Origin of the sequence: Klebsiella sp. K5-204 (assembly GCF_030128585.1) — a bacterium.
GTDB lineage: Bacteria > Pseudomonadota > Gammaproteobacteria > Enterobacterales > Enterobacteriaceae > Klebsiella > Klebsiella quasipneumoniae.
In genome coordinates this window covers 67,571-90,774 of sequence record NZ_JAKUZS010000001.1, presented here as the reverse complement: position 1 = coordinate 90,774, position 23,204 = coordinate 67,571, and the positions used below count along the sequence as shown (strand labels likewise).

The following is a 23,204-nucleotide window of genomic DNA, read 5'->3' as shown; positions in this document are numbered from 1 at the left end:
GCACTTTGCGTGCTTATCCTGGAGACAGGTACCCCGAGTTCATGTAGGGTTGCTGATAATGTAAGCGTTATCATCTTGAGTGATAAGACGAATTATCTGAGATTGTCGTGAATCGTATGAATAATACTCCGGTACAGCGTGAATATTTTTTCGACAGCATCCGCGCCTGGCTGATGCTGCTGGGGATCCCTTTTCACATTTCGCTGATTTATTCCAGCCATAGCTGGCATGTCAACAGCGCAGAGCCCTCGTGGTGGCTGACGCTGTTTAATGATTTCATTCATGCCTTCCGCATGCAGGTCTTCTTCGTGATCTCCGGCTATTTCTCCTACATGCTGTTCCTGCGCTACCCGCTGAAAAAGTGGTGGAAAGTGCGCGTCGAACGGGTCGGTATTCCGATGCTCACCGCCATCCCGCTGCTGACGCTGCCGCAGTTTATTATGCTGCAGTACGTCAACGGCAAGGCGGAAAACTGGCACACCCTTTCGGGGTACGACAAATTCAACACCCTGGCGTGGGAGCTCATTTCCCACCTCTGGTTTTTGCTGGTCCTGGTGGTGCTGACCTCGCTGGGGGTGGTGCTGTTTAAATGGCTGACGCGCCGCCCGGCTCCGGGCGCTCACGCATTCGGTGACACTGTCACCATGGGCCAGCTGACGATGATTTTCCTCGCGCTGGGGGTGCTTTACGCGCTGATCCGTCGGTCATTGTTCGTGATCTACCCGCCCCTGCTGAGCAATGGTCTGTTTAACTTTGTGGTCATGCAGACGCTGTTCTATCTGCCCTTCTTTGTGCTGGGGGCGCAGACCTTTATTAACCCGCGCTTAAAGGCGATGTTCACCACCCCGTCGCCATGGTGTTGCGTGGCGTCACTGCTGGGATTCATCGCTTACCGCCTGAACCAGCAGTATGGATCTGGCGACGGTTGGATGTATGAAACGGAATCGGTGATCACCATGGTGCTGGGGCTGTGGATGGTGAATGTGATCTTCTCGCTCGGCCATCGCCTGCTGAATTTCCAGTCGGCGCGGGTGACCTACTTCGTCAATGCTTCGCTGTTTATTTACCTGGTGCACCATCCGCTGACGCTGCTGTACGGGGCGTGGATCACCCCGGCCATTAAGTCGAATACCTTAGGCTTTATTGGCGGGTTGGTTTTTGTGGTGGGGATTGCCCTGATCCTGTATGAAATTCATCTGCGTATTCCGCTGCTGCGTTTCCTGTTCTCCGGTAAACCCATGAGCAAACCGGCAAAAACCCCGGCCTCGGCCAGCTAACCTTTAGCCTTTGCGGCACGCCAGGCGTGCCGCGCTACGCTTGCTCATCAAACAGCCTATCGAAGATCATATTATACAGGGCTTCTAAATCCGCTTTATCGACCGGAGTGGAGGCGCTCAGCTCACAGCGGTAGGCTGCCCCCTCCGTCAGAACGGCGATGAGCTCTGAAGCAGCATTGCGTCGCGCATCGCTGAGACCGGGATGATAGCGCTGCGACAAACGGCCGCCCTCCTCTTTCAACCTCCGATCGGCCTGCACCAGGATCTCGCGCAAGCGTGGGTTACGCGAGGCTTCGGCGTTGATTTCCATCAACAGATAATTGTCGCTTTTGGTGGCTGCCGAAGTCGGGATCCTGCCGGCCAGCACCGCCGCTTTGCGCGCCAGATTGTGGTTCTCATCGATCATCTCCCCGACCCTGGCGTTGACGATTTCGCTGACAATCGCTTCGATGATCGCTTCCTTGCTGGCAAAAATGCGATACAGCTGACCGACGCTCAGGCCCGCCTCGCGGGCGATATCAGCGACAGAGGCGCCATGCAATCCCTTTGTCGCAAAACATCTTTGCGCAGCGGCAACGATCTCCGCGCGGCGCGCCTGCTGCTTCTGCTGTACTTTTCCTTCCGACACCTGCTCCCTCCTGCAATCCATCATTCCTGTCAATACCGGCGGTTATCATAGCCTATTCTGCGGAATCAGGGGTATGCCGCCAGCAGGCGACGATAGATAGCCGCCGTTTCCTCGTCGAAACAGACGAACAGGACCCGTTCAAGCGGGTTATAGCGGGTGAGAAACGCGGTCACAGTGCGCACGGCGATCGCCGCCGCTTCCTCTTTCGGATAGCCATACACGCCGGTGCTGATCGCCGGAAACGCAATGGAGCGATAATTGTTTGCCGCCGCCAGCTGCAGGCTGTTTTTGTAGGCATCGGCCAGGGTTTGCGCCTCCATGCGGTCGCCGCCGTGCCAGACCGGGCCCACGGTGTGGATCACCGCGCTGGCGGGAAGATCGCCCGCCATCGTGATCACCGCATGACCAGGGGGACATTCGCCCTGCTGCTGCAACACTTGCTTGCAGGCCGCCAGCAGCGAGGGACCGGCCGCCCGGTGGATCGCGCCATCCACCCCGCCGCCGCCCAGCAGCGAGGGGTTTGCCGCATTCACAATCACATCGACATCAAGCGTCGTAATATCGCCGAGAATTACTTCAGGTTGAACAGCCATTTCTCCTCCTGTCGGCATAGCGCGTAGATACGGCTTTCTGCCGATACTAGGGCATACCCGCCCCCGGGAGCAAGATTATCCCGCCGCGCCGGCGACAAGAAGGTAAAAAAAACAGGACCCTGAGGGTCCTGTTGCTATCATCGTCCCGCCGTCAGGCGTTGTCATTGGCGAACGATTTATGCTTATCCGCACGGGCCGCCAGCCACAGGCCACTATTTTTCATGGCATAGCCAAAGACCAGGCCCAGCGCCAGAGAAGGGATAACCAGACGCCAGTCGCCGTCTGCCGCGAAGGTCGCGCAGGCGCCGATAAAGGTGCCGGGGACAAACGACAGCAGCGTCTGTCGCGCCTGGATGCACATCAGAAAGGCCACGACGCCGGTCATCATATAGCTGAGGATCTGCAGCTGCGGGGCCAGCGCGCTACCGTGGATAATCACCAACGCCCAGACCACGCCGCTCATTACCGTACAGGAGGAGATGGCCAGACCTTTCAGACCGCCCTGCGGGCAGGCGAAATAGGCGGTACAGCCGAGGAAACCGGCCCAGCTCAGCAGGCCGAGGGCGACCGCCACCCATCCCCAAATCCCGGAGAGAATGCCCGTCGTTAATGCGATTGCGAAGAGTATGTTCATGGCGCGTATCCTAGCAGATACGCGCCGGAAGAATGCGATCTAAAACACACTATATGAATGAACCTAATTTCAGTTACATTCAAATGGTGACTTAAATCACACTTTATTGCTCATCTTCTTCCTGAAGCTCATCCCACATCGCGGCGATGGCGTCGCGGGTCAACGGCGCCATCGTGCGCCAGAACGCTGTGTGCGCATGCGCTTCGACTTTCCCCAGCATTGTCCCGCACCACGGCAGGATATAGTCGGCAAACAGGCGCTCCAGCGTCTCGCTCTGCTCTTCTGTGGCATGATCCTCCAGCCAGGAGGCGGCCAGCAGCAGCGATCCGAGATGATCCGCCGGACCTTCTCCCGTCGGGATGCCATGCTCGCTCAGAAAAGCCCGGACCTCCGCTTCCGAGGAACCCTCCACCCACGCGCTACGGTACGGCGGGACGCTGCAGGCTTCACCGACGAACAGCGCATTATAGTCCGTCGCCAGGGACTGCATTTCACAGCTTTTCTGCAGACGCGCCAGCAGCTCGTCCTGTTCCAGCGGCCAGCTGGCGGCCAGTTTGCCCTCGCGGATCAGGGTAAACAGCGGCACCAGCAGCGGGTCCTGCGGTTGACGGTAATACAGCGAACCCAGCACGCGGCAGAGGATTGAAAACTCGTTCATTCAGTTATTCCGGTTATACAAATTAAAGGTCAGCAAATTCCGGGATCGCCGGCATACCACGCGACTCGAGGAAGTCGAGCAGGCGACGCGGAGAAACGTTGAGGATCCTCTCCTCCGGGAAATCGACAGCATCGAGGATCTTGCGGCATTCGGTAAACTCTCCGAGGGTAAACGCAGTGTGAGAGTCCGAGCCCAGCGCCACCCACCCTCCGGCGTCGCGCACCGCGGCGGCGATGGCCCGGCAGTTATCTTCACTGCCCACGCGCGATGAAACGAAAGAGGAGTTATTGATCTCCAGCGCCACCTGGTAACGGGCCGCCGCTTCGGCAATGGCCGGGATATCCACCGGGAATTTCGGATTACCCGGATGGCTAATCATATGCACTTTACCGCTGGCCATCGCGGCAATCATCGCCTGCGTATGGGTGGCGCTATCCTGCGGCGGAAACACCGGCTCGTGGAATCCGGCGATGATCAGATCGAGCGACGTCAACATCGGCCCGGAACAGTCGATCTCGCCTTCGATATTTTTAATATTCGACTCAATTCCGCGCAGGATCCCCACACCGTCCACCAGACGGGGCCAGATGCGCATATTAACGAAATGCCAGTAGTGCGGAGCATCCGCCATGTCCGGGCCGTGATCGGTAATGGCGAAGAGTTTGATCCCTTTACGCTTTGCTTCCGCAATATAATCGTGCAGGGTGCTGTAGGCGTGGGTGCTGGCGACGGTATGCATGTGCAGGTCAACGGGATACATCACATTCTCCTCTTCTGTTTGCCGCAAGAATAGCAGGAATCCGGGCGCTTGATTAGCAAAAACCCCGCCGTGGCGGGGTTTGCTTACCTTAATAACCGCGCTGACGATCGACCTGACCGCTAACCGGTTCCCCTCGCTCCAGGCGGCTAATGGTCCCGGCGATGTAGGCAATGGCCTCCATCGGGCGGGTGACTGCCGCCACGTGGGGAGTCATAGCCACCCGCGGGTGCGCCCAAAGCGGGCTCTCCTGGGGCAACGGTTCGCGACTGAAGACATCGAGCATTGCCCCTTTGAGCTTACCGCTGTTCAGCGCCGCCAGCAGATCTTCTTCAACGACATGCACGCCGCGGGCAAGGTTTAGGACATAGCTCTCATCCGGCAGTTGCGCCAGCAGCGTCTGGTTAATAATGCCGACGGTTTCAGCGGTGTTCGGTAGCAGGTTGATCAGCACGCGGGTCCCCTGCAGGAATGTGCCCAGCTCGGCCTGGCCGGCAAAGCTCTGCACCTGCGGCCAGGCTTTGCGGCTACGGCTCCAGACGCGAAGCGGGAATCCCCAGGGTTGCAGGCTTTCCGCCACCTTCGCCCCCAGCACGCCGGCGCCCATAATCCCGACGGTGAAATCGTCGGCAAGATACTCAGGCAACGGCTGCCAGCGGGACGCCAGCTTCTGCGCCTGATAGTCATCGAACCGGCGGAACCAGTGCAGAACCTGGCTCACCGCATACTCCTGCATCTGTCGTCCCATGCCCGTATCTTCGAGGCGAAACAGCGGGATCGACAGGGGCAACATATCCGGATGATCGCGCAGCTTACTGAGGATCGAATCCACCCCCGCCCCAAGGGCGAACACGGCCTTCAGCGCCCTGCCCTGCAGCATCTCTACCGGTGGATGCCAGACCAGGGCATAGTCCGCCGGCTGGTTATCGCCCGCTTTCCATTCGCGCACTCGCGCGCCGGGTAACTGCTTTTCCAGCTCTCGGATCCAGTATTGGGTATCAAAGGTCGGATGGTAAAAAATAATCTCCATAGGGGCTCCTGATAGCAAACGCCCGGGGCAGGTTAATGCTGGCGTCTTATTTTACTCATTGTTTTCTATTGGTTTGCCAGCATAGCAAATTTCCCCTTGTCGCAAAGTGAAAAGGGAGTGGCGACAAAAAAAACGGATTTCGCACGTTTAAGGAGCAAGTTGTTCGAAGTTTGTCTAAACGCGCTGATTTTGCAAAAAGTTGATTGACGGGCGATACGTATTTCCCTACATTAGCGCCCGTTCCCGACAACAACGGGAAAGACAATATGGTGAGGTGTCCGAGTGGCTGAAGGAGCACGCCTGGAAAGTGTGTATACGGCAACGTATCGGGGGTTCGAATCCCCCCCTCACCGCCATATTTTAAGAAGAGCTCGTACGCAAGTACGGGCTTTTTTTTCGCATGTGGCTCCCGCTGGGGGGGATGAGAACCCCCGACCGGGGTTCGACAACTGGCGCAGCCAGTTGGACAGACCGTGAGCCCGCGAGCGGGCTGCCCCGCAGGGGCGAGCGAAGCGAGTCAATCCCCCCCTCACCGCCATATTCGAGATGAGAGCCTGTACGCAAGTACGGGCTTTTTTTCGCATGTGGCTCCCGCTGGGGGGGATGAGAACCCCCGACCGGGGTTCGACAACTGGCGCAGCCAGTTGGACAGACCGTGAGCCCGCGAGCGGGCTGCCCCGCAGGGGCGAGCGAAGCGAGTCAATCCCCCCCTCACCGCCATATTCGAGATGAGAGCCTGTACGCAAGTACGGGCTTTTTTTCGCATGTGGCTCCCGCTGGGGGGGATGAGAACCCCCGACCGGGGTTCGACAACTGGCGCAGCCAGTTGGACAGACCGTGAGCCCGCGAGCGGGCTGCCCCGCAGGGGCGAGCGAAGCGAGTCAATCCCCCCCTCACCGCCATATTCGAGATGAGAGCCTGTACGCAAGTACGGGCTCTTTTCTTTTATATTCTCCTCTGGGGGGACGCCCCCCGGGAATAGCGAATCCCGAAGCTAATCCTCCTCCATTCGCTGATACTCTTCGCTGAGGTAATCCACCAGCGCTCTAACGGAGGGCAGCAGCCCGCGCCGGGAGGCAAATACCGCATGGATCACTTCCCGCCGCGGCTGCCACTCATCCAGTACCACCTCTAACTCCCCTGACGCCAGCTGATCGCGCACCATCAATAAAGGAAGCTGCACCACCCCCACGCCGGCTATCGCCGCCTCGCGCAGCGCCAGCATATCGGTGGTCACCATTCGCGGCGTGAAATACACCTCCGCCCTTGCCCCTTCAGGCCCGGTAAGCTGCCATTTATGCTGATGCTTGTTCGCCCCCAGGCTGAGCCCCGGCCAGTCGCTCAGCTCAGACGGCGCCTGCGGGCGTCCGAGCCGGGAAATCAGCTGCGAACTGGCCACCAGCCGGTGCCCGCGGTCCGCCAGCACGCGCATCACCAGGTCGCTGTCCTCGATTGGCCGGGGACGGACGCGGATCGCCACATCAATGCCCTCACCGACCACATCCACCCGGCGGTTGGTCGCCTCAAGATGCAATGTTACCCCGGGATAGCGCGCCATAAATCGCGCCAGCATCGGTCCGATATGGACATGCAGCAAGGTGACCGGACAGGTGATCCTGACGCTGCCGCGCGGCTCGGCGCGCAGCGTGTCGACCGCCTGCTGCGCCGCCTCGGCCTCAATCAGCATCGCTTTGCAATGCTGGTAAAAGGTCTGCCCGACCTCGGTGACCGCGAACTGGCGAGTGGTTCGCTGAATCAAACGCACGCCCAACCGCTCCTCGAGTTGCGCAATACGGCGGCTGAGCTTGGATTTCGGCTGGTCAAGCGCTCGCCCCGCCGCGGCGAAACCGCCATGGTCCACGACCTGGACAAACCAGGCGAAGTCATTGAGATCCTGCATCCTTCCTCCATTGTTCCATTTTTGGAACAGTATAGGTCATTTTTGCTTACTACCGCACACGTCGTCCCGGATATAAGCTTATTCACATCAGATACCGATACACAGGAGAAAGCCATGAAACAGATTACAGGAGTCTACACCGCGCCTGCTCAGCATTGGGTAGGCGACGGCTTCCCGGTTCGTTCGATGTTTTCCTATCAGACGCACGGCCAGCAGTTGAGCCCCTTCTTACTGCTCGACTATGCCGGGCCGTACACCTTCCCGGCAGGCAGCGATAAACGCGGCGTCGGTGAGCATCCGCATCGCGGATTCGAAACCGTCACTATCGTCTACGCCGGTGAAGTAGAGCATCGTGACTCCACCGGACGCGGCGGGGTGATCGGCCCAGGCGACGTGCAATGGATGACGGCCGGCGCCGGGATCCTGCACGAAGAGTTCCACTCGGAGGCCTTCACCCGCAGCGGCGGCGAGCTGAAGATGATCCAGCTGTGGGTCAACCTGCCCGCCAAAGACAAAATGACGGCCCCCGGCTACCAGAGCATTACCGCCGGGACAATCCCCACCGCCGCGCTGGCGAATGGCGCCGGACAGGTTCGGGTTATTGCCGGCCAGTATGACGACGTCAGCGGCCCGGCCCATACCTTCTCACCGCTTAACGTGTGGGATCTGCAGCTGAATCAGGGGCACGACCTCACGCTTCGCCAGCCGGAAGGCTGGAGTACTGCGCTGGTGGTACTGGAAGGGGAAGTGATCATCAACGGTTCCGAATCCGCCCGCGAAGGCCAGCTCGCCGTCCTGAGCCAGGCAGGAGACGCACTACACCTGGAGGCGACAACCCAGGCAAAAGTTCTGCTGATGGCCGGCGAACCGCTGCAGGAGCCGATTGTGGGCTATGGCCCCTTTGTCATGAATAACAAAACACAGATCGCAGAAGCCGTTCGCGATTTTAACAGCGGCCGCTTTGGCCAAATCTAACTCATTGAGGTGAATACTATGTCTACTCCCGCTAACTTTAACGGTGCTCGTCCGGTGATTGATGTCAACGATACCGCCATGCTGTTGATTGACCACCAGAGCGGCCTGTTCCAGACCGTCGGCGATATGCCGATGCCAGAGCTGCGCGCTCGCGCCGCCGCGCTGGCGAAGATGGCCTCGCTTGCCGGGATCCCGGTGATCACCACCGCTTCCGTGCCGCAGGGGCCGAACGGTCCGCTGATCCCGGAGATTCATGAGAACGCGCCGCATGCGAAATACATCGCCCGTAAAGGCGAGATCAACGCCTGGGATAACCCGGAATTCGTCGCAGCGGTGAAAGCGACCGGTCGCAAAACGCTGATTATCGCCGGGACCATCACCAGCGTCTGCATGGCCTTCCCGGCGATTGCCGCCGTCGCCGACGGTTATAAAGTGTTTGCCGTGATTGACGCTTCCGGCACCTACAGCAAAATGGCGCAGGAGATCACCCTGGCTCGCGTGGTACAGGCCGGCGTAGTGCCGATGGATACCGCCGCCGTCGCCTCTGAGCTGCAGCGTACCTGGAATCGCCCGGACGCCGCAGAATGGGCGGAGGTGTACACCAAAGTCTTCCCGGCCTACCAGCTGCTGATCGAAAGCTATAGCAAAGCGCAGGACGTCGTGAAGAATAACGAACAGCTTGATTCCCAGCGCTAAAACGCCTGCCCCGCTACGTCGCAGCGGGGCGTTGTTCATTGCGTGAGCGGTCGGTAAAGAAAGAAGAAATTATGCTTGACCGTTTAAACGCAACTCCCTATAGTAGCGCCCCGTTGCCCACCCAAGGTGAGCAGCAAGACAATATGGTGAGGTGTCCGAGTGGCTGAAGGAGCACGCCTGGAAAGTGTGTATACGGCAACGTATCGGGGGTTCGAATCCCCCCCTCACCGCCATATTCGAGATGAGAGCCTGTACGCAAGTACGGGCTCTTTTCTTTTATATTCTCCACGGGGGGGATGAGAACCCCCGACCGGGGTTCGACAACTGGCGCAGCCAGTTGGACAGACCGTGAGCCCGCGAGCGGGCTGCCCCGCAGGGGCGAGCGAAGCGAGTCAATCCCCCCCTCACCGCCATATTTTAAGAAGAGCTCGTACGCAAGTACGGGCTTTTTTTTCGCATGTGGCACCCGCCGGGGGGATGAGAACCCCCGACCGGGGTTCGACAACTGGCGCAATCACCTGGACAGAACGAAAAAGACAAACCTAATGATACTTTCTCACTTCGTGTTACAGGGGCTTGTTAAGCAAAAATAAAACCAGATTCGCCATATCCTCTGCATAGGTATCATAGTCATCTTGCGCGAGTGATGCATTGTTAATATGATATTTCCCTGAAACATAAAAAGAAGGCGTACCACTTACTTTCATTTTTTCGACCAGATTGTCCTGTCTGGCAATTAAAGCTTTTACCATAAAATTACTTTGCATTTCGGCATATTTCTCGGACGTAATGCCAAGTTGATTAAATACCTTAACAATATCAGCTGTCGTTTTAATATCACGCTTAACCTGTAAGCCTTCAAACAATAACTTTTCCACCTTGCCATCTACCCCAGCATATTGTGCTACGGCCCATGCTTCTGTTAATGCTGGTCCTAAAGGTCCCATCTGGCTGACATGGTATTTTTCCAGTTTCATATCGGCGGGCAGGCGCTTTCTGATAGCTGTATCAACATTGATGCGCTCTGCAAACGCATAACAAGGTCCGCAGTAGAAGGAAAAAAACTCAACCAGTTGCGGCGGTTGCTTAACAGTAGAATTAATGACAGTGAAGTTTTTCCCTGCCTGATAATCTTTACTATAAGCAGCAGATGACAACCCCACCATCAAAATAGTAATTAATAACTTGATAACTTTCCCATGTACGACCATAGTGCTTCCCTTACAAGTATCCATACAATTAAATGAGTAAAACGGGGTAAGACGAAAGAAATTATTAGAAAGGCGCTTATGTATAGCAAAGCAGATATTCTTGTATTACAGAGAAGAAATTCTATCACCTACAGCGATGGATCCCTCAAAACAGAAATTTTATCCGCACTTCAGACTGTCGCAAAGATCAAAACAACAAAGCCCGGGCTAGCCCGGGCTTTGCTCACAGTATGACGATCAATAATAGGCTTTCAGCGTCCGCTGGCAGAGGGCCGAGCGAACGCAGTCATCGGTGGTGAAACGCACGATGCCGATCATCTCATCTTCCTCAAAACGCGCCAGCGCATCACTTAGGCCAGATCTCACACCAGAGGGCAAGTCGCACTGGGTGATATCGCCATTGACGATGACCGTCACGTTCTCCCCGAGGCGGGTTAAAAACATCTTCATTTGCGCTGCGGTCACATTCTGGGCCTCGTCCAGAATCACCACCGCATTTTCAAAGGTACGTCCGCGCATATAGGCGAACGGCGCGATTTCCACCTTGCCGATTTCCGGACGCAGGCAGTACTGCATAAAGGAAGCCCCCAACCTTTTCACCAGCACGTCATAAACCGGTCGGAAATAGGGCGCGAACTTCTCGGCGATATCTCCCGGTAAGAAGCCGAGATCTTCGTCGGCCTGCAGAACGGGACGGGTAACAATAATTCTGTCCACATCCTTATGGATCAGCGCTTCCGCTGCCTTCGCCGCACTAATCCAGGTCTTGCCGCATCCGGCTTCGCCGGTGGCGAAAATCAGCTGTTTATTGTCGATGGCATTCAGATAATGCGCCTGAGCCTCATTGCGCGCCTCAATTGGGGAAGTATCACGGCTGTCCCGCGCCATGCCAATTGCTTCTACGCCACTCATTTGCACAAGCGATGTGACCGATTCTTCTTCACGCTGCTTATGACTGCGTGAATCCCGTCTCAGCACACGTTTTGCTTCACGACGAGCTTTGATCACTGCTTTTTGTCTTCCCATGGATAGCACCTTGCGTTGTAGGTTTACATCACACGCGTCAACATCGACGCGACTATGCGCACGAACGATTGAGGTTTGGCTTCCTTGTAAGCCATTGCTTGCCGGTAGAACTGACAACGAGTCGCGGCTACGCGCACCGCGTACCCTGCCAAGGTGATAATAATTCGAAGCGGAGGGAGAAAGAGTGAGAAAATCGCTGCCGGAAGCGGGGCTTCCGTGCTGAAGAGTACGGTCTGTGGTTTTACGTTGTCCGGTACGGGACCTTACCATTCGCGATCTCCATAGTGAAACGTCACACTGCCGGGAACTACCGCGTATGTAATAAGTACATCAAAAAAGATTCTTAATGCAACTTATTTTTCACAATGACGCAACAAATAGTTCTTAAGCAAGTGTAGGAGACTATCGGTCATTTGTATTACAGAAATATAACACATGGCAGGAAATATAAGAAAAATGAGAAAAACAGCAGAAAACGCCCTGCCCTTGCGGACAGGGTCGGTATCAGGCCTGCAGCAGCGTCTGTCCCAGGTAGTGCTTGTCATCCACTACGCCGGGTAAAACAAAGAAGTAGCCCCCGCCAATGGGTTTGACGTACTCCTCCAGCGCCTCGCCGTTAAGCCGTTTCTGCACCGTCAGAAAACCCTTTTCCAGATCGTGCTGATAGCAAACGAACAACAGCCCCATATCCAGTTGCCCGGCGTTAGTGACACCCAGCGAATAGCTGTAGCCGCGGCGCATAATCAGGCTGGACTGGGTTTCCGGCGTGCGAGGATTGGCCAGACGAATATGGCTATCCAGCGCGATCGTCTCGCCGCCAGGATCGTTGCTGTAATCCGGGGTATCGTGCTCGTTTTTCATCCCCAGCGGCGCTCCGGTGTGTTTGTCGCGGCCAAAGATCGTCTGCTGCTCTTTCAGCGGCGTCCGGTCCCAGAACTCGACGTGAAACTGGATGATGCGCGCCGCCTGATAGCTGCCGCCCACGGCCCAGGCCGGCTCGTCCTGATCCGCCGTTACCCACACGACCTGATCCATCAGCGCGCTGTCATGGCTCGCCGGATTAGCGGTGCCGTCTTTGAAACCCAGCAGGTTGATGGGGGTCTCTTTGCCTTTGCTGCGCGCCGCGCTATCGGAGATAAACCCTTCCCGCTTCCAGCGCACGCTGAGCAAATCCGGCGTATGTTTGATGACATCGCGCAGGGCGTGGATCACCGTATCCTGAGTATTGGCGCAGATCTGCAGCAGCAGGTCGCCATGGCACAGGGCGGCATCCAGCGAATCATTGGGGAAGCGAGTCATCGGCTGCAGTTTTCTCGGCACTTTATCCGCGAGACCAAAGCGCTCATCAAACAGCGAATGGCCGACCGAGACGGTGATGGTCAGGTTATCCGGGGCAATCCACGGCCCTAAGATGCCGGAATCCATCGGCGGCAGCCGGGGATTAGGCGTATCCGGCGCCGGGCCGCCGTGGGTTAAAAAGGCGATACGCTGGGTCAGCAGCCGGAACAGACGCTCGAGGTCGGCTTTATCTGACGCCAGCACGTCGAACGCCACCAGCATCATCGAGGCCTGCTGCGGCGTCAGAATGCCCGCCTGATGCCGGCCGTAGAATGGCTGTTTTTCCTGACGCGCGTCGGGTGCGAGCGTCCCGGGGGAACTTTCCGCTTTTGCCGCATGTGCCACCGGGCAGCCGCCGGTGATGGCCAGCGCGCCGCCAAGCGCGCCGATCCCTTTCAGTAAGCGACGACGTGACGGCTCGTTCACGTCGTGTGGTTTCTGTTGTGCCATCGACTTAGTCCAGACCCAGGATCCCGCGCAGCTGAGCCAGATCTTCCGCCAGGGTGGTGATCGGCCCTTTCAGCGCATTACGGTCAGCGGTGGTCAGCTTATCGTAAGTTTCGAAACCGTCTTTGGTGCGGTATTTGCTGAGGATACTGTCCACTTTCTTAAAGTTGGCGTCCACTTTCGCCAGCAGCGCGCTGTTCTCTTTTTGCAGCTGCGGGCGCAGCAGGTCGACAATTTTCTGGGCACCGTCAATATTGGCCTGGAAGTCCCACAGGTCGGTATGGCTGTAGCGATCTTCTTCACCGCTGATCTTGCTGGCCGCGACTTCTTCAATTAATCCTGCCGCACCGCCCACGACTTTTGACGGCGGGAACGCCAGCTCGCTGATGCGTTTTTGCAGCTCCAGCACATCGCTGTTCAGCTGATCGGCATATTTTTCCATGCCCTTGACGCTGTTATCGCCAAACAGCGCCTTTTCCAGACGGTGGAAACCGGTGAATTTCGGATCTTCCGCTTTTTTCTCGAAATCGTCTTCGCGGGCGTCGATGCTGCCGTCAAGGTCAGAGAACAGCTCGGCGATCGGCTCGATGCGCTCGTAATGCTGGCGCGTCGGGGCGTACAGCGCTTTCGCTTTCTCGATATCGCCCGCTTTCACCGCGTCGGTAAAGGCTTTGGTGCCGCTGACCAGCTGCGCGGTTTCCGCCGTCACATAGGCTTTGTAAGCGGTGATCGCTTCGCCGAGGCTCAGCACCGCATCGGCTTTCGCCGCGTCTTTGGTGGCGGCGCCGGTGACGATCAGTTTGCCTTTCGGGTTGGTGAGCAGGCCGCAGGTCATGTCATATTCGCCCGGCTGCAGGTTCGCGGTGAGCTTCTGGGTAAAGCCCGGCGCGATGTTCTCACGCTCTTCCACCACCATGACCCCTTTCAGAATCTCCCACTCCAGCGCTTTCTGGCTGTGGTTCTGAATAATAAACTGGGTTTTACCCGCGTTAACGGTCACCTGCATCGGCTCGCACTGTTTATCGTTGACGGTGACTTTGACCTGCGGGATATCCGCAGCCTGAGCACCGAATGCAGAGCAGAGCAGCGCGGCCACGGTCACCCGCAGCGCATTACGGCGAAAATGAATCATCATGATCATCCCTTTCGGTAAGTAGAGTGTCGCTTATAAGCTCGCAGCGCCCGGTCAGGCAGCCCGCGAGGCAGTCGTATTATTTCGCGGCGGCAGCGCAAACAGCACCAGCGCCGGGATCAGATAAAGCAGATAAACAGCCACTTCGCTGACGCTTGGCGTCTCCTGGTAGCCGAAGATCCCTTCCAGCAGCGTGCCGAACAGCGTATGCGTCGACAGCACAGTGCTCAGATCGAAGGCGGTCTCCTGGAACAGGTTCCACAGGCCCGCCTCGTGGAAGGCGCGGATCGCCCCCGCGGCCAGGCCAGCGGCCACCAGCAGGATAAACAGGCTGGTCCATTTGAAGAACACGCCGAGGTTGAGACGGATACCGCCCCAGTAGAGCAGCAAGCCCAGCACGATAGCCGTGGCCAGCCCCAGCAGCGCCCCCAGCGGCGGCCAGATGCCGACATCCTGCTGGAATGCCGCCAGCAGAAAGAAGACCGACTCCAGCCCCTCACGGGCGACCGCGAAAAAGACCATCATCACCAGCGCCCAGCCATGGTGATTGCCGCGCTGTAGCGCCTTGTCCACGGCCTGCTCCAGCTGCTGCTTGACGTTGCGTGAGACATTGCGCATCCAGAAGACCATCCACGTCAGGATCACCACCGCGATGACCGCGACGATCCCTTCGAACAGCTCCTGTTCACGCTGAGGAAATTCACCGGTGGTTTCGTTGATAAAAATGCCTAAGCCAAGACACAGCGCCGCCGCGAGGATCACGCCAATCCACATCACACCAATCCAGTTGCCGCGCTGGGTGCGTTTCAGATAGCTGGCGATCAGGCTGACAATCAGCGCCGCCTCCAGGCCTTCGCGTAACATAATGAGAAATGGGACAAACATGCCAATACCCTTAAATGTAAAGCACCGTCAACGAATGCAAAAACAGGTAATATTTATGATAGTGATTATCATTACAATACTCAGAAACACAAGCAAAATGTGCAGAGAATGATGATCAGTTGTAAATAAATCGCTGGCAAATAATGACTTATGAAAATATTCGCCTGTTATGAGGGAAAAGAATAAGCAAAGGATTTTTTACGTCAGATATTTACCCGTCGCAGCGGCTATGGCTAAATGGCGGCCTTATTGACCTGCGAAAAGAACAACATGACTGCATTTTTTCATTTCCTGCTGGCGCTGGCGGTGATCCTCGCCCTGGCCTGGCTTGTCAGCTATGACAGACAAAAAATTCGTATTCGTTATATTCTCCAGTTGATTATTATCGAAATAGCGCTCGCTTTCTTTTTCCTGCACGCCGAAAGCGGCCTGTGGCTGGTGAAAAATATCTCCGGCTTTTTTGCTTCGCTATTAGGCTTTGCCGCCGAAGGGACCAATTTCGTCTTTGGCGGCATGAGCGAAAAAGGCTTAGCCTTTATTTTCCTTGGCGTCCTGTGTCCGATTGTGTTTATTTCCGCGCTGATTGGTATTCTCCAGCACTGGCGGATCCTGCCGATTTTTATTCGCGTCATTGGCACCCTGCTGTCGAAGGTCAACGGCATGGGTAAGCTGGAATCTTTTAACGCCGTCAGCTCACTGATCCTCGGCCAGTCAGAAAACTTCATCGCCTACAAAGGCGTGTTGGGCGACCTCTCCTCGCGGCGTCTGTTCACCATGGCGGCGACGGCCATGTCGACCGTATCGCTGTCGATCGTCGGCGCCTATATGACCATGCTGGACGCCAAATACGTCGTCGCGGCGCTGATCCTGAATATGTTCAGCACCTTTATCGTGCTGTCGGTGATTAACCCGACGCGGCCGGGCAGCGAGCAGGAAATAAAGCTGGAGAAGCTGCATGAATCGCAGAGTTTCTTTGAAATGCTCGGGGAATATATTCTGGCCGGCTTTAAGGTGGCGATGATTATTCTGGCGATGCTGATCGGCTTTATCGCGCTGATCAGCGCCATTAACGCGCTGTTCGCTACCCTGTTTGGCCTCAGCTTCCAGCAGATCCTCGGCTACGTCTTCTATCCGCTGGCCTGGCTTGTCGGCATTCCGCTGAGCGATGCGCTGAACGCCGGCAGCATCATGGCCACCAAGCTGGTCGCTAACGAATTTGTGGCGATGATTGAGCTGCAAAAGATTGCCGCCAGCATGACGCCGCGCGGGCTCGGCATTCTCTCGGTCTTTCTGGTGTCGTTTGCCAACTTTGCCTCGATCGGCATTATCGCCGGGGCGATCAAAGGCCTGAATGAACCGCAGGGCAATATTGTCTCCCGCTTCGGCCTGCGGCTGGTGTATAGCGCCACGCTGGTGAGCCTGCTTTCGGCCAGCTTCGCCGGGCTGGTGCTGTAAGACAAACGGCGGGGCTGTCCCCGCCGTTAACTCAAAACTGTACGCAGACCGGCTGGTCGACACGCATCACCGACTCCTGCGCGAACCGTGATTTATAGCCCTGGCGCAGCGCCTCAATACCGGCCTCGCTCTGCGCGTCGTTGCCATGGATCACCATCAGCGCCTTACTCTGCTCCCGCACCACCTGTCCATTCTGGCCCAGCCACTGGCCGCGAGCGTCAAACACCGTCAGCCCGTCGCGAAAACGCGGCGTGACGTCGCGGTCGACAAACTGTTGCCACTCATCAGGGGTGATGTCTTTCCCCGCCGGGCGGCTCAGGCCGAAGTAAAGCGTGGTTTGCACCATGGACTTATCCGCCGGGCAGGCGCCGTGCTTCGGCGCGCTGGTCGACGAACTTCCACCCGCCGCGCAGCCGCTGAGTAACCCTGCCAGCACCAGCGCCATTGCACCCTGTCTGAACGTCATCTTTGCTATCCTCATTGTTATTAGTCAGGAAATATCAGCGGATTTTCAAATAATTAGCAAGGGTTATAATATTCCGGTCCGGCAACAGGCAAAAAAAAGCCCGCCAGCGGCGGGCTCGTGAACATCAGTTGATCTTACTCAGCCGTGGCGCGTACCGGCGGCGGCGTATGGTAGTGGGCATCCGCTTCGGCGAAGCGCTGCTGCATGCTGGCCGACGGCGCTTTATCCAGCAGGCTAAAGACCACGATCCCGATGCTGCCGAAGACAAAGCCCGGAATAATTTCATACAGGCCCAGCCAGCCAAACTGCTTCCAGACGATCACGGTCAGGGCGCCAATCACCATCCCGGCCAGCGCGCCGTTACGGGTCATGCGCGACCACATCACCGAGAACAGCACCACCGGACCAAAGGCGGCGCCGAAGCCGGCCCAGGCATAGCTCACCAGACCCAGCACGCGGTTTTCCGGATTGGCCGCCAGGGCAATCGCCACCAGGGCAACCACCAGCACCATCATCCGGCCCACCCACACCAGCTCTTTCTGACCGGCGTTTTTACGCAGGAAGGCTTTATACAGGTCTTCGGTAATCGCGCTGGAGCAGACCAGCAGCTGACAGCTCAGAGTGGACATCACCGCCGCCAGAATCGCCGACAGCAGGATCCCGGCAATCCATGGGTTAAACAGGATTTGCGCCAGTTCGATAAACACGCGCTCGGCGTTCTGGTTAACCGCGCCCGCCAGGCTCGGGTTGCTATTGAAGTAGGCGATACCAAAGAAGCCGACGGCCACCGCCCCGGCGAGGCAGAGGATCATCCAGGTCATACTAATGCGACGCGCGTGGACGATGCTGTGGTGCGAATCCGCCGCCATAAAGCGCGCCAGAATATGCGGCTGACCGAAATAGCCCAGCCCCCAGCCCATCAGCGAAATAATCGCCACGAAATTCAGCCCTTTCAGCATGTCGATATTTTCGATGCTCTTTTGCTTAATGACTTCCAGCGAATCGCCAAAGCCGCCGACGGAAATAATCACGATCACCGGGGTGAGGATCAGCGCGAAAATCATCAGGCTGGCCTGCACGGTATCCGTCCAGCTGACGGCGAGGAAGCCGCCGACAAAGGTATAGATAATTGTCGCCGCCGCGCCGGCCCACAGCGCGGTTTCATAACTCATGCCGAAGGTGCTTTCAAACAGACGCGCCCCCGCCACAATTCCCGAGGCGCAATAGATGGTAAAGAACAGCAGAATAACCAGCGCTGAAATAATTCTCAGCACCCGGCTTTTATCTTCAAAACGGCCGGTAAAATAATCGGGCAGCGTCAGGGCGTTATTATTCACCTCGGTATGCACGCGCAGGCGCCCGGCTACCAGCTTCCAGTTAACCCACGCCCCCAGCGTTAAGCCGATGGCGATCCAGCTTTCGGAGATCCCGGAGAGGAAAATGGCGCCCGGCAGGCCCATCAGCAGCCAGCCGCTCATGTCCGAGGCGCCGGCGGAAAGCGCGGTCACAAATGGCCCCAGACTGCGTCCCCCGAGAATATAATCATCAAAGTTTTTGGTCGAACGCCAGGCAATAAACCCTATCAATACCATACCAAGAATATAAATAATAAATGTCACCAGCATCGGTGTGCTAATAGCCATGCAAAGTCTCCAGAATTTTTATCGACAGCGTCCAACTTCGTCGTTTTTTTCCACTACCGGAACGGGGTAATGGCGCATTGTTTAATTGGGCGACCGTATCCTGACGGAAGCTTCGGTTTTTCACAAACGATTTAACACAGCATTTACACGAAAAACCGACGGCGCAAAACGTCAATTTGCGAGAGGTTGCACTCTCTCACGTTTTTAAAGGTTGCACCAAACAAAAGTGTTAACTCACGCATACAAATACCCTATGAGCCCGGGGTTAAAATTCTGCTATTTTAGGCACTATTTTTAACAAATCCGCCATTTCACGGCTTTCGTCACATGACTCAATTAACAAGGTTGCACAAAGTTGCAACATAGTGGATATTTCCAGGCAACCGCATAAGCCTAACGATAAATGATAGGAGTTTTGAGCATGGGCACCACCACCATGGGTGTTAAGCTTGACGACGCAACCCGCGAGCGCATTAAATCCGCCGCGAGCCGCATTGACCGCACGCCGCACTGGCTGATTAAGCAGGCCATCTTCAACTATCTGGAAAAGCTGGAGAACGACGAAACGCTGCCCGAACTGCCGGCGCTGCTCTCCGGGGCCGCCAATGAAAGCGATGAAGCGGGTTCCCCGGCGGAAGAGCCGTATCAGCCGTTCCTCGAATTCGCCGAGCAGATCCTGCCGCAGTCGGTTAGCCGCGCGGCGATCACCGCCGCCTGGCGTCGCCCGGAAACCGACGCGGTACCGATGCTGCTGGAGCAGGCCCGACTGCCGCAGCCGCTGGGCGAGCAGGCGCATAAGCTGGCGTATCAGCTGGCGGAAAAACTGCGCAACCAGAAGACCGCCAGCGGCCGCGCCGGCATGGTGCAGAGTCTGCTGCAGGAGTTCTCCCTCTCCTCACAGGAAGGGGTGGCGCTGATGTGCCTGGCGGAAGCCCTGCTGCGTATTCCGGATAAAGCCACCCGCGATGCGCTGATCCGCGACAAAATCAGCAACGGCAACTGGCAGTCGCACATCGGCCGCAGCCCGTCGCTGTTCGTCAATGCCGCCACCTGGGGGCTGCTGTTCACCGGCAAACTGGTCTCCACCCACAACGAAACCAGCCTCTCACGCTCGCTGAACCGCATCATTGGCAAGAGCGGCGAACCGCTGATCCGTAAGGGCGTGGATATGGCGATGCGCCTGATGGGCGAGCAGTTCGTCACCGGGGAAACCATCGCCGAAGCGCTGGCTAACGCCCGCAAGCTGGAAGATAAAGGTTTCCGCTACTCCTACGATATGCTCGGCGAAGCGGCCCTGACCGCCGCCGACGCCCAGGCCTATATGGTCTCTTATCAGCAGGCGATCCATGCCATCGGCAAAGCTTCCAACGGCCGCGGCATTTATGAAGGCCCGGGCATCTCCATTAAGCTCTCGGCTCTGCACCCGCGCTACAGCCGCGCCCAGTATGACCGGGTGATGGAAGAGCTCTATCCGCGTCTGAAATCGCTGACCCTGCTGGCGCGCCAGTATGACATCGGCATTAACATCGATGCTGAAGAGGCCGACCGTCTCGAGATCTCCCTCGACCTGCTGGAAAAACTGTGCTTCGAGCCGGAGCTGGCAGGCTGGAACGGCATCGGTTTTGTTATTCAGGCCTACCAGAAGCGCTGCCCGTTCGTCATCGACGCGCTGATCGATCTCGCCACCCGCAGCCGTCGTCGCCTGATGATCCGTCTGGTGAAAGGCGCCTACTGGGACAGCGAAATCAAACGCGCGCAAATGGAAGGTCTCGAAGGCTACCCGGTCTACACCCGCAAGGTTTACACCGACGTCTCCTATCTCGCCTGCGCGAAAAAGCTGCTGGCGGTGCCGAACCTGATTTATCCGCAGTTCGCCACTCACAACGCCCATACTCTGGCGGCTATCTACCAGCTGGCGGGCCAGAACTACTACCCTGGCCAGTATGAGTTCCAGTGCCTGCACGGCATGGGCGAACCGCTGTACGAGCAGGTGGTGGGCAAAGTCGCCGACGGCAAACTGAACCGGCCGTGCCGGATCTACGCTCCGGTGGGCACCCACGAGACGCTGCTGGCGTATCTGGTGCGTCGTCTGCTGGAGAATGGCGCCAATACCTCCTTCGTCAACCGTATCGCGGACAATACCCTGCCGCTGGACGAACTGGTGGCCGACCCGGTCAGCACGGTGGAAAAACTGGCGCAGCAGGAAGGCCAGGCCGGTCTGCCGCACCCGAAAATTCCGCTGCCGCGCGATCTCTACGGCAGCGGCCGGAGCAACTCCGCCGGTCTGGATCTGGCTAACGAGCATCGTCTGGCCTCCCTCTCCTCTTCCCTGCTCAACAGCGCCCTGCATAAATGGCAGGCATTGCCGATCCTGGAGCAGCCGGTGGCCGAAGGCGAGATGCAGCCGGTGGTCAACCCGGCGGAGCCGAAGGATATCGTCGGTTACGTCCGCGAAGCCAGCGATGACGAAGTGCAGCAGGCGCTCACCAGCGCTATCAATAACGCGCCCATCTGGTTCGCCACCCCGCCGCAGGAGCGCGCCGCCATTCTTGAGCGCGCCGCGGTGCTGATGGAAAGCCAGATGCCGACCCTGATGGGGATCCTGGTGCGCGAAGCGGGTAAAACCTTCAGCAACGCCATCGCCGAAGTGCGCGAAGCCGTCGACTTCCTCCACTACTACGCCGGTCAGGTGCGCGACGATTTCGATAATGAAACCCACCGTCCGCTGGGTCCGGTGGTCTGCATCAGCCCATGGAACTTCCCGCTGGCGATATTCACCGGGCAGATTGCCGCCGCGCTGGCGGCCGGCAACAGCGTGCTGGCGAAACCGGCCGAGCAGACGCCGCTTATCGCCACCCAGGGCGTGGCGATCCTGCTGGAAGCCGGCGTGCCGCCAGGGGTGATCCAGCTGCTGCCGGGCCGCGGGGAAACCGTCGGCGCCGCGCTGACATCCGATGAGCGCGTGCGCGGCGTGATGTTCACCGGCTCCACCGAAGTGGCCACCCTGCTGCAACGCAATATCGCCAGCCGCCTCGACGCTCAGGGACGCCCAACGCCGCTGATCGCCGAAACCGGCGGGATGAACGCGATGATCGTCGACTCGTCGGCGCTTACCGAGCAGGTGGTGATCGACGTCCTGGCTTCCGCGTTCGACAGCGCCGGTCAGCGCTGCTCCGCCCTGCGCGTCCTCTGCCTGCAGGAAGAGGTAGCCGACCACACCTTAACCATGCTGCGCGGCGCGATGAGCGAGTGCCGGATGGGCAATCCCGGCCGCCTGACCACCGATATCGGCCCGGTTATCGATGCGGAAGCGAAAGAGAATATCGAACGCCATATTCAGACGATGCGCGCCAAAGGCCGCACCGTCTATCAGGCGGTGCGCGAGAATAGCGAAGACGCCCGCGAATGGAACCACGGGACCTTTGTGCCGCCGACGCTTATCGAACTCGACAGCTTCGACGAGCTGAAAAAAGAGGTCTTCGGCCCGGTGCTGCACGTGGTGCGCTATAACCGTAACGAGCTGGACAAACTGGTGGAGCAGATTAACGCTTCCGGCTACGGCCTGACCCTCGGCGTACATACCCGTATCGACGAGACCATCGCCCAGGTCACCGGCAGCGCGAAGGTGGGCAACCTGTACGTCAACCGCAATATGGTTGGCGCGGTGGTCGGCGTGCAGCCGTTCGGCGGCGAAGGGTTGTCCGGTACCGGTCCAAAAGCCGGCGGTCCGCTGTACCTTTACCGCCTGCTCTCCTGCCGTCCGCAGGGCGCGGTTGGCGTGACCTTCGCCCGCCAGGATGCAGAGCGTCCGCTGGACGCCCAGCTGAAAACGCTGCTGGAAAAACCGCTGCAGGCGCTGCAGCAGTGGGCGGCGGGCCGTCCTGAGCTGCAGGCGCTGTGTCAGCAGTACAGCGAGCAGGCGCAAAGCGGCACCCAACGCCTGCTTCCGGGGCCCACCGGCGAGCGCAACACCCTGACGCTGATGCCTCGCGAGCGCGTGCTGTGCGTGGCGGATAATGAGCAGGATGCGCTGATCCAGCTGGCGGCCGTGCTGGCGGTCGGTTGTGAAGTGCTGTGGCCGGACAGCGCCCTGCAGCGCGATCTGGCGAAGAAACTCCCGCGGGACGTCAGCGAGCGGATCCGTTTCGCCAAAGCGGATCAGTTGCCTGGCCAGGCCTTCGACGCGGTTATCTATCACGGCGACTCCGACCAGCTGCGCGAGCTGTGCGAGCAGGTGGCGGCGCGCGACGGGGCGATTGTCTCCGTGCAGGGCTTCGCCCGCGGCGAAACCAATCTGCTGCTGGAGCGGTTGTACATCGAGCGTTCGCTGAGCGTCAACACCGCGGCGGCAGGCGGTAACGCCAGCCTGATGACCATCGGCTAAGACGGGCTCCCCGGTGGCGCTGTGCGCCGCCATCCGGGAAATCGGCGATGCGATCAGCTAATGACAGCC

At 58.1% G+C, this 23,204-nt stretch carries 19 protein-coding genes, 2 tRNA genes and 1 other RNA gene; 8 read left to right on the top strand and 14 right to left on the bottom strand.

Annotation, left to right across the window (positions count from 1 at the left end; all coding sequences use genetic code 11):
* Positions 1-116: 116 nt before the first annotated feature.
* Positions 117-1,277, top strand: a complete 1,161-nt coding sequence (gene mdoC, locus MKR05_RS00415) for a glucans biosynthesis protein MdoC (protein WP_023289117.1) — start codon at positions 117-119, stop codon at positions 1,275-1,277.
* A gap of 34 nt (positions 1,278-1,311) precedes the next feature.
* On the opposite strand, the gene MKR05_RS00410 is transcribed toward mdoC, so the two are convergent.
* The 6 genes from MKR05_RS00410 to ghrA all read right to left on the bottom strand — a co-directional run bounded on the left by MKR05_RS00410 (position 1,312) and on the right by ghrA (position 5,577).
* Complete coding sequence (locus tag MKR05_RS00410) at positions 1,312-1,905, bottom strand: TetR/AcrR family transcriptional regulator (RefSeq protein WP_044522059.1); 594 nt, start codon at positions 1,903-1,905, stop codon at positions 1,312-1,314.
* Between the two features lie 65 nt (positions 1,906-1,970).
* Positions 1,971-2,498, bottom strand: coding sequence for an O-acetyl-ADP-ribose deacetylase (gene ymdB, locus MKR05_RS00405; protein ID WP_048297225.1), 528 nt, complete (start codon positions 2,496-2,498; stop codon positions 1,971-1,973).
* Between the two features lie 151 nt (positions 2,499-2,649).
* Positions 2,650-3,132 carry a DUF1097 domain-containing protein gene (locus MKR05_RS00400; RefSeq protein ID WP_044522057.1) on the bottom strand — a complete coding sequence of 161 codons (483 nt, stop codon included), beginning with the start codon at positions 3,130-3,132 and terminating at the stop codon, positions 2,650-2,652.
* A 103-nt stretch (positions 3,133-3,235) separates the two neighbouring features.
* A complete protein-coding gene (locus tag MKR05_RS00395; RefSeq protein WP_023289113.1) occupies positions 3,236-3,790 on the bottom strand; it encodes a molecular chaperone in 555 nt (184 codons plus the stop codon).
* Between the two features lie 22 nt (positions 3,791-3,812).
* Positions 3,813-4,550 (bottom strand): phosphatase, encoded by a 738-nt coding sequence (locus MKR05_RS00390; RefSeq protein WP_004204525.1) that lies wholly within the window; start codon positions 4,548-4,550, stop codon positions 3,813-3,815.
* Positions 4,551-4,638: 88 nt separating this feature from the next.
* Positions 4,639-5,577, bottom strand: coding sequence for a glyoxylate/hydroxypyruvate reductase GhrA (gene ghrA / locus MKR05_RS00385; protein WP_032452421.1), 939 nt, complete (start codon positions 5,575-5,577; stop codon positions 4,639-4,641).
* 268 nt (positions 5,578-5,845) lie between these two features.
* Between ghrA and MKR05_RS00380 the strand changes: the two genes are divergently transcribed.
* Positions 5,846-5,933: transfer RNA gene (locus MKR05_RS00380), tRNA-Ser, on the top strand.
* Positions 5,934-6,571: 638 nt separating this feature from the next.
* Here the strand turns inward: MKR05_RS00380 and MKR05_RS00375 are convergent.
* A complete protein-coding gene (locus MKR05_RS00375) occupies positions 6,572-7,477 on the bottom strand; it encodes a LysR family transcriptional regulator (RefSeq protein ID WP_023289111.1) in 906 nt (301 codons plus the stop codon).
* 114 nt (positions 7,478-7,591) lie between these two features.
* Between MKR05_RS00375 and MKR05_RS00370 the strand changes: the two genes are divergently transcribed.
* The 4 genes from MKR05_RS00370 to MKR05_RS00355 all read left to right on the top strand — a co-directional run bounded on the left by MKR05_RS00370 (position 7,592) and on the right by MKR05_RS00355 (position 9,561).
* Positions 7,592-8,452, top strand: coding sequence for a pirin family protein (locus MKR05_RS00370; protein ID WP_023289110.1), 861 nt, complete (start codon positions 7,592-7,594; stop codon positions 8,450-8,452).
* 18 nt (positions 8,453-8,470) lie between these two features.
* On the top strand, positions 8,471-9,148 hold the full coding sequence (locus MKR05_RS00365) for an isochorismatase family protein (RefSeq protein ID WP_002898927.1): 678 nt from the start codon (positions 8,471-8,473) through the stop codon (positions 9,146-9,148).
* Positions 9,149-9,293: 145 nt separating this feature from the next.
* Positions 9,294-9,381: transfer RNA gene (locus MKR05_RS00360), tRNA-Ser, on the top strand.
* A 42-nt stretch (positions 9,382-9,423) separates the two neighbouring features.
* A non-coding RNA gene (locus MKR05_RS00355) (RtT sRNA) lies at positions 9,424-9,561 on the top strand.
* A gap of 153 nt (positions 9,562-9,714) precedes the next feature.
* Here MKR05_RS00355 and MKR05_RS00350 read toward each other — a convergent pair.
* From MKR05_RS00350 to efeU, 5 genes are all read right to left on the bottom strand, one after another.
* Positions 9,715-10,359 carry a DsbA family protein gene (locus MKR05_RS00350; RefSeq protein ID WP_049013714.1) on the bottom strand — a complete coding sequence of 215 codons (645 nt, stop codon included), beginning with the start codon at positions 10,357-10,359 and terminating at the stop codon, positions 9,715-9,717.
* 237 nt (positions 10,360-10,596) lie between these two features.
* Positions 10,597-11,385, bottom strand: coding sequence for a phosphate starvation-inducible protein PhoH (gene phoH, locus MKR05_RS00345; RefSeq protein WP_002898923.1), 789 nt, complete (start codon positions 11,383-11,385; stop codon positions 10,597-10,599).
* Between the two features lie 504 nt (positions 11,386-11,889).
* The gene (efeB, locus tag MKR05_RS00340; protein ID WP_248569305.1) at positions 11,890-13,173 is read right to left on the bottom strand and encodes an iron uptake transporter deferrochelatase/peroxidase subunit; all 1,284 of its coding nucleotides are present in this window, start codon (positions 13,171-13,173) and stop codon (positions 11,890-11,892) included.
* A 4-nt stretch (positions 13,174-13,177) separates the two neighbouring features.
* Positions 13,178-14,305 carry an iron uptake system protein EfeO gene (gene efeO / locus MKR05_RS00335; protein ID WP_023289107.1) on the bottom strand — a complete coding sequence of 376 codons (1,128 nt, stop codon included), beginning with the start codon at positions 14,303-14,305 and terminating at the stop codon, positions 13,178-13,180.
* Positions 14,306-14,356: 51 nt separating this feature from the next.
* Positions 14,357-15,187 carry an iron uptake transporter permease EfeU gene (gene efeU / locus MKR05_RS00330; protein ID WP_101867033.1) on the bottom strand — a complete coding sequence of 277 codons (831 nt, stop codon included), beginning with the start codon at positions 15,185-15,187 and terminating at the stop codon, positions 14,357-14,359.
* Between the two features lie 270 nt (positions 15,188-15,457).
* Between efeU and MKR05_RS00325 the strand changes: the two genes are divergently transcribed.
* A complete protein-coding gene (locus tag MKR05_RS00325; protein ID WP_032429119.1) occupies positions 15,458-16,642 on the top strand; it encodes a NupC/NupG family nucleoside CNT transporter in 1,185 nt (394 codons plus the stop codon).
* Positions 16,643-16,673: 31 nt separating this feature from the next.
* Here the strand turns inward: MKR05_RS00325 and MKR05_RS00320 are convergent, their stop codons facing one another.
* Positions 16,674-17,108 (bottom strand): DUF3574 domain-containing protein, encoded by a 435-nt coding sequence (locus tag MKR05_RS00320; protein ID WP_064158260.1) that lies wholly within the window; start codon positions 17,106-17,108, stop codon positions 16,674-16,676.
* A gap of 134 nt (positions 17,109-17,242) precedes the next feature.
* A complete protein-coding gene (putP, locus tag MKR05_RS00315) occupies positions 17,243-18,751 on the bottom strand; it encodes a sodium/proline symporter PutP (RefSeq protein ID WP_023289103.1) in 1,509 nt (502 codons plus the stop codon).
* A 421-nt stretch (positions 18,752-19,172) separates the two neighbouring features.
* Between putP and putA the strand changes: the two genes are divergently transcribed.
* Positions 19,173-23,135: a trifunctional transcriptional regulator/proline dehydrogenase/L-glutamate gamma-semialdehyde dehydrogenase gene (gene putA, locus MKR05_RS00310; RefSeq protein WP_284118010.1), complete on the top strand. Its 3,963-nt coding sequence runs from the start codon at positions 19,173-19,175 to the stop codon at positions 23,133-23,135.
* Positions 23,136-23,204 lie beyond the last annotated feature (69 nt).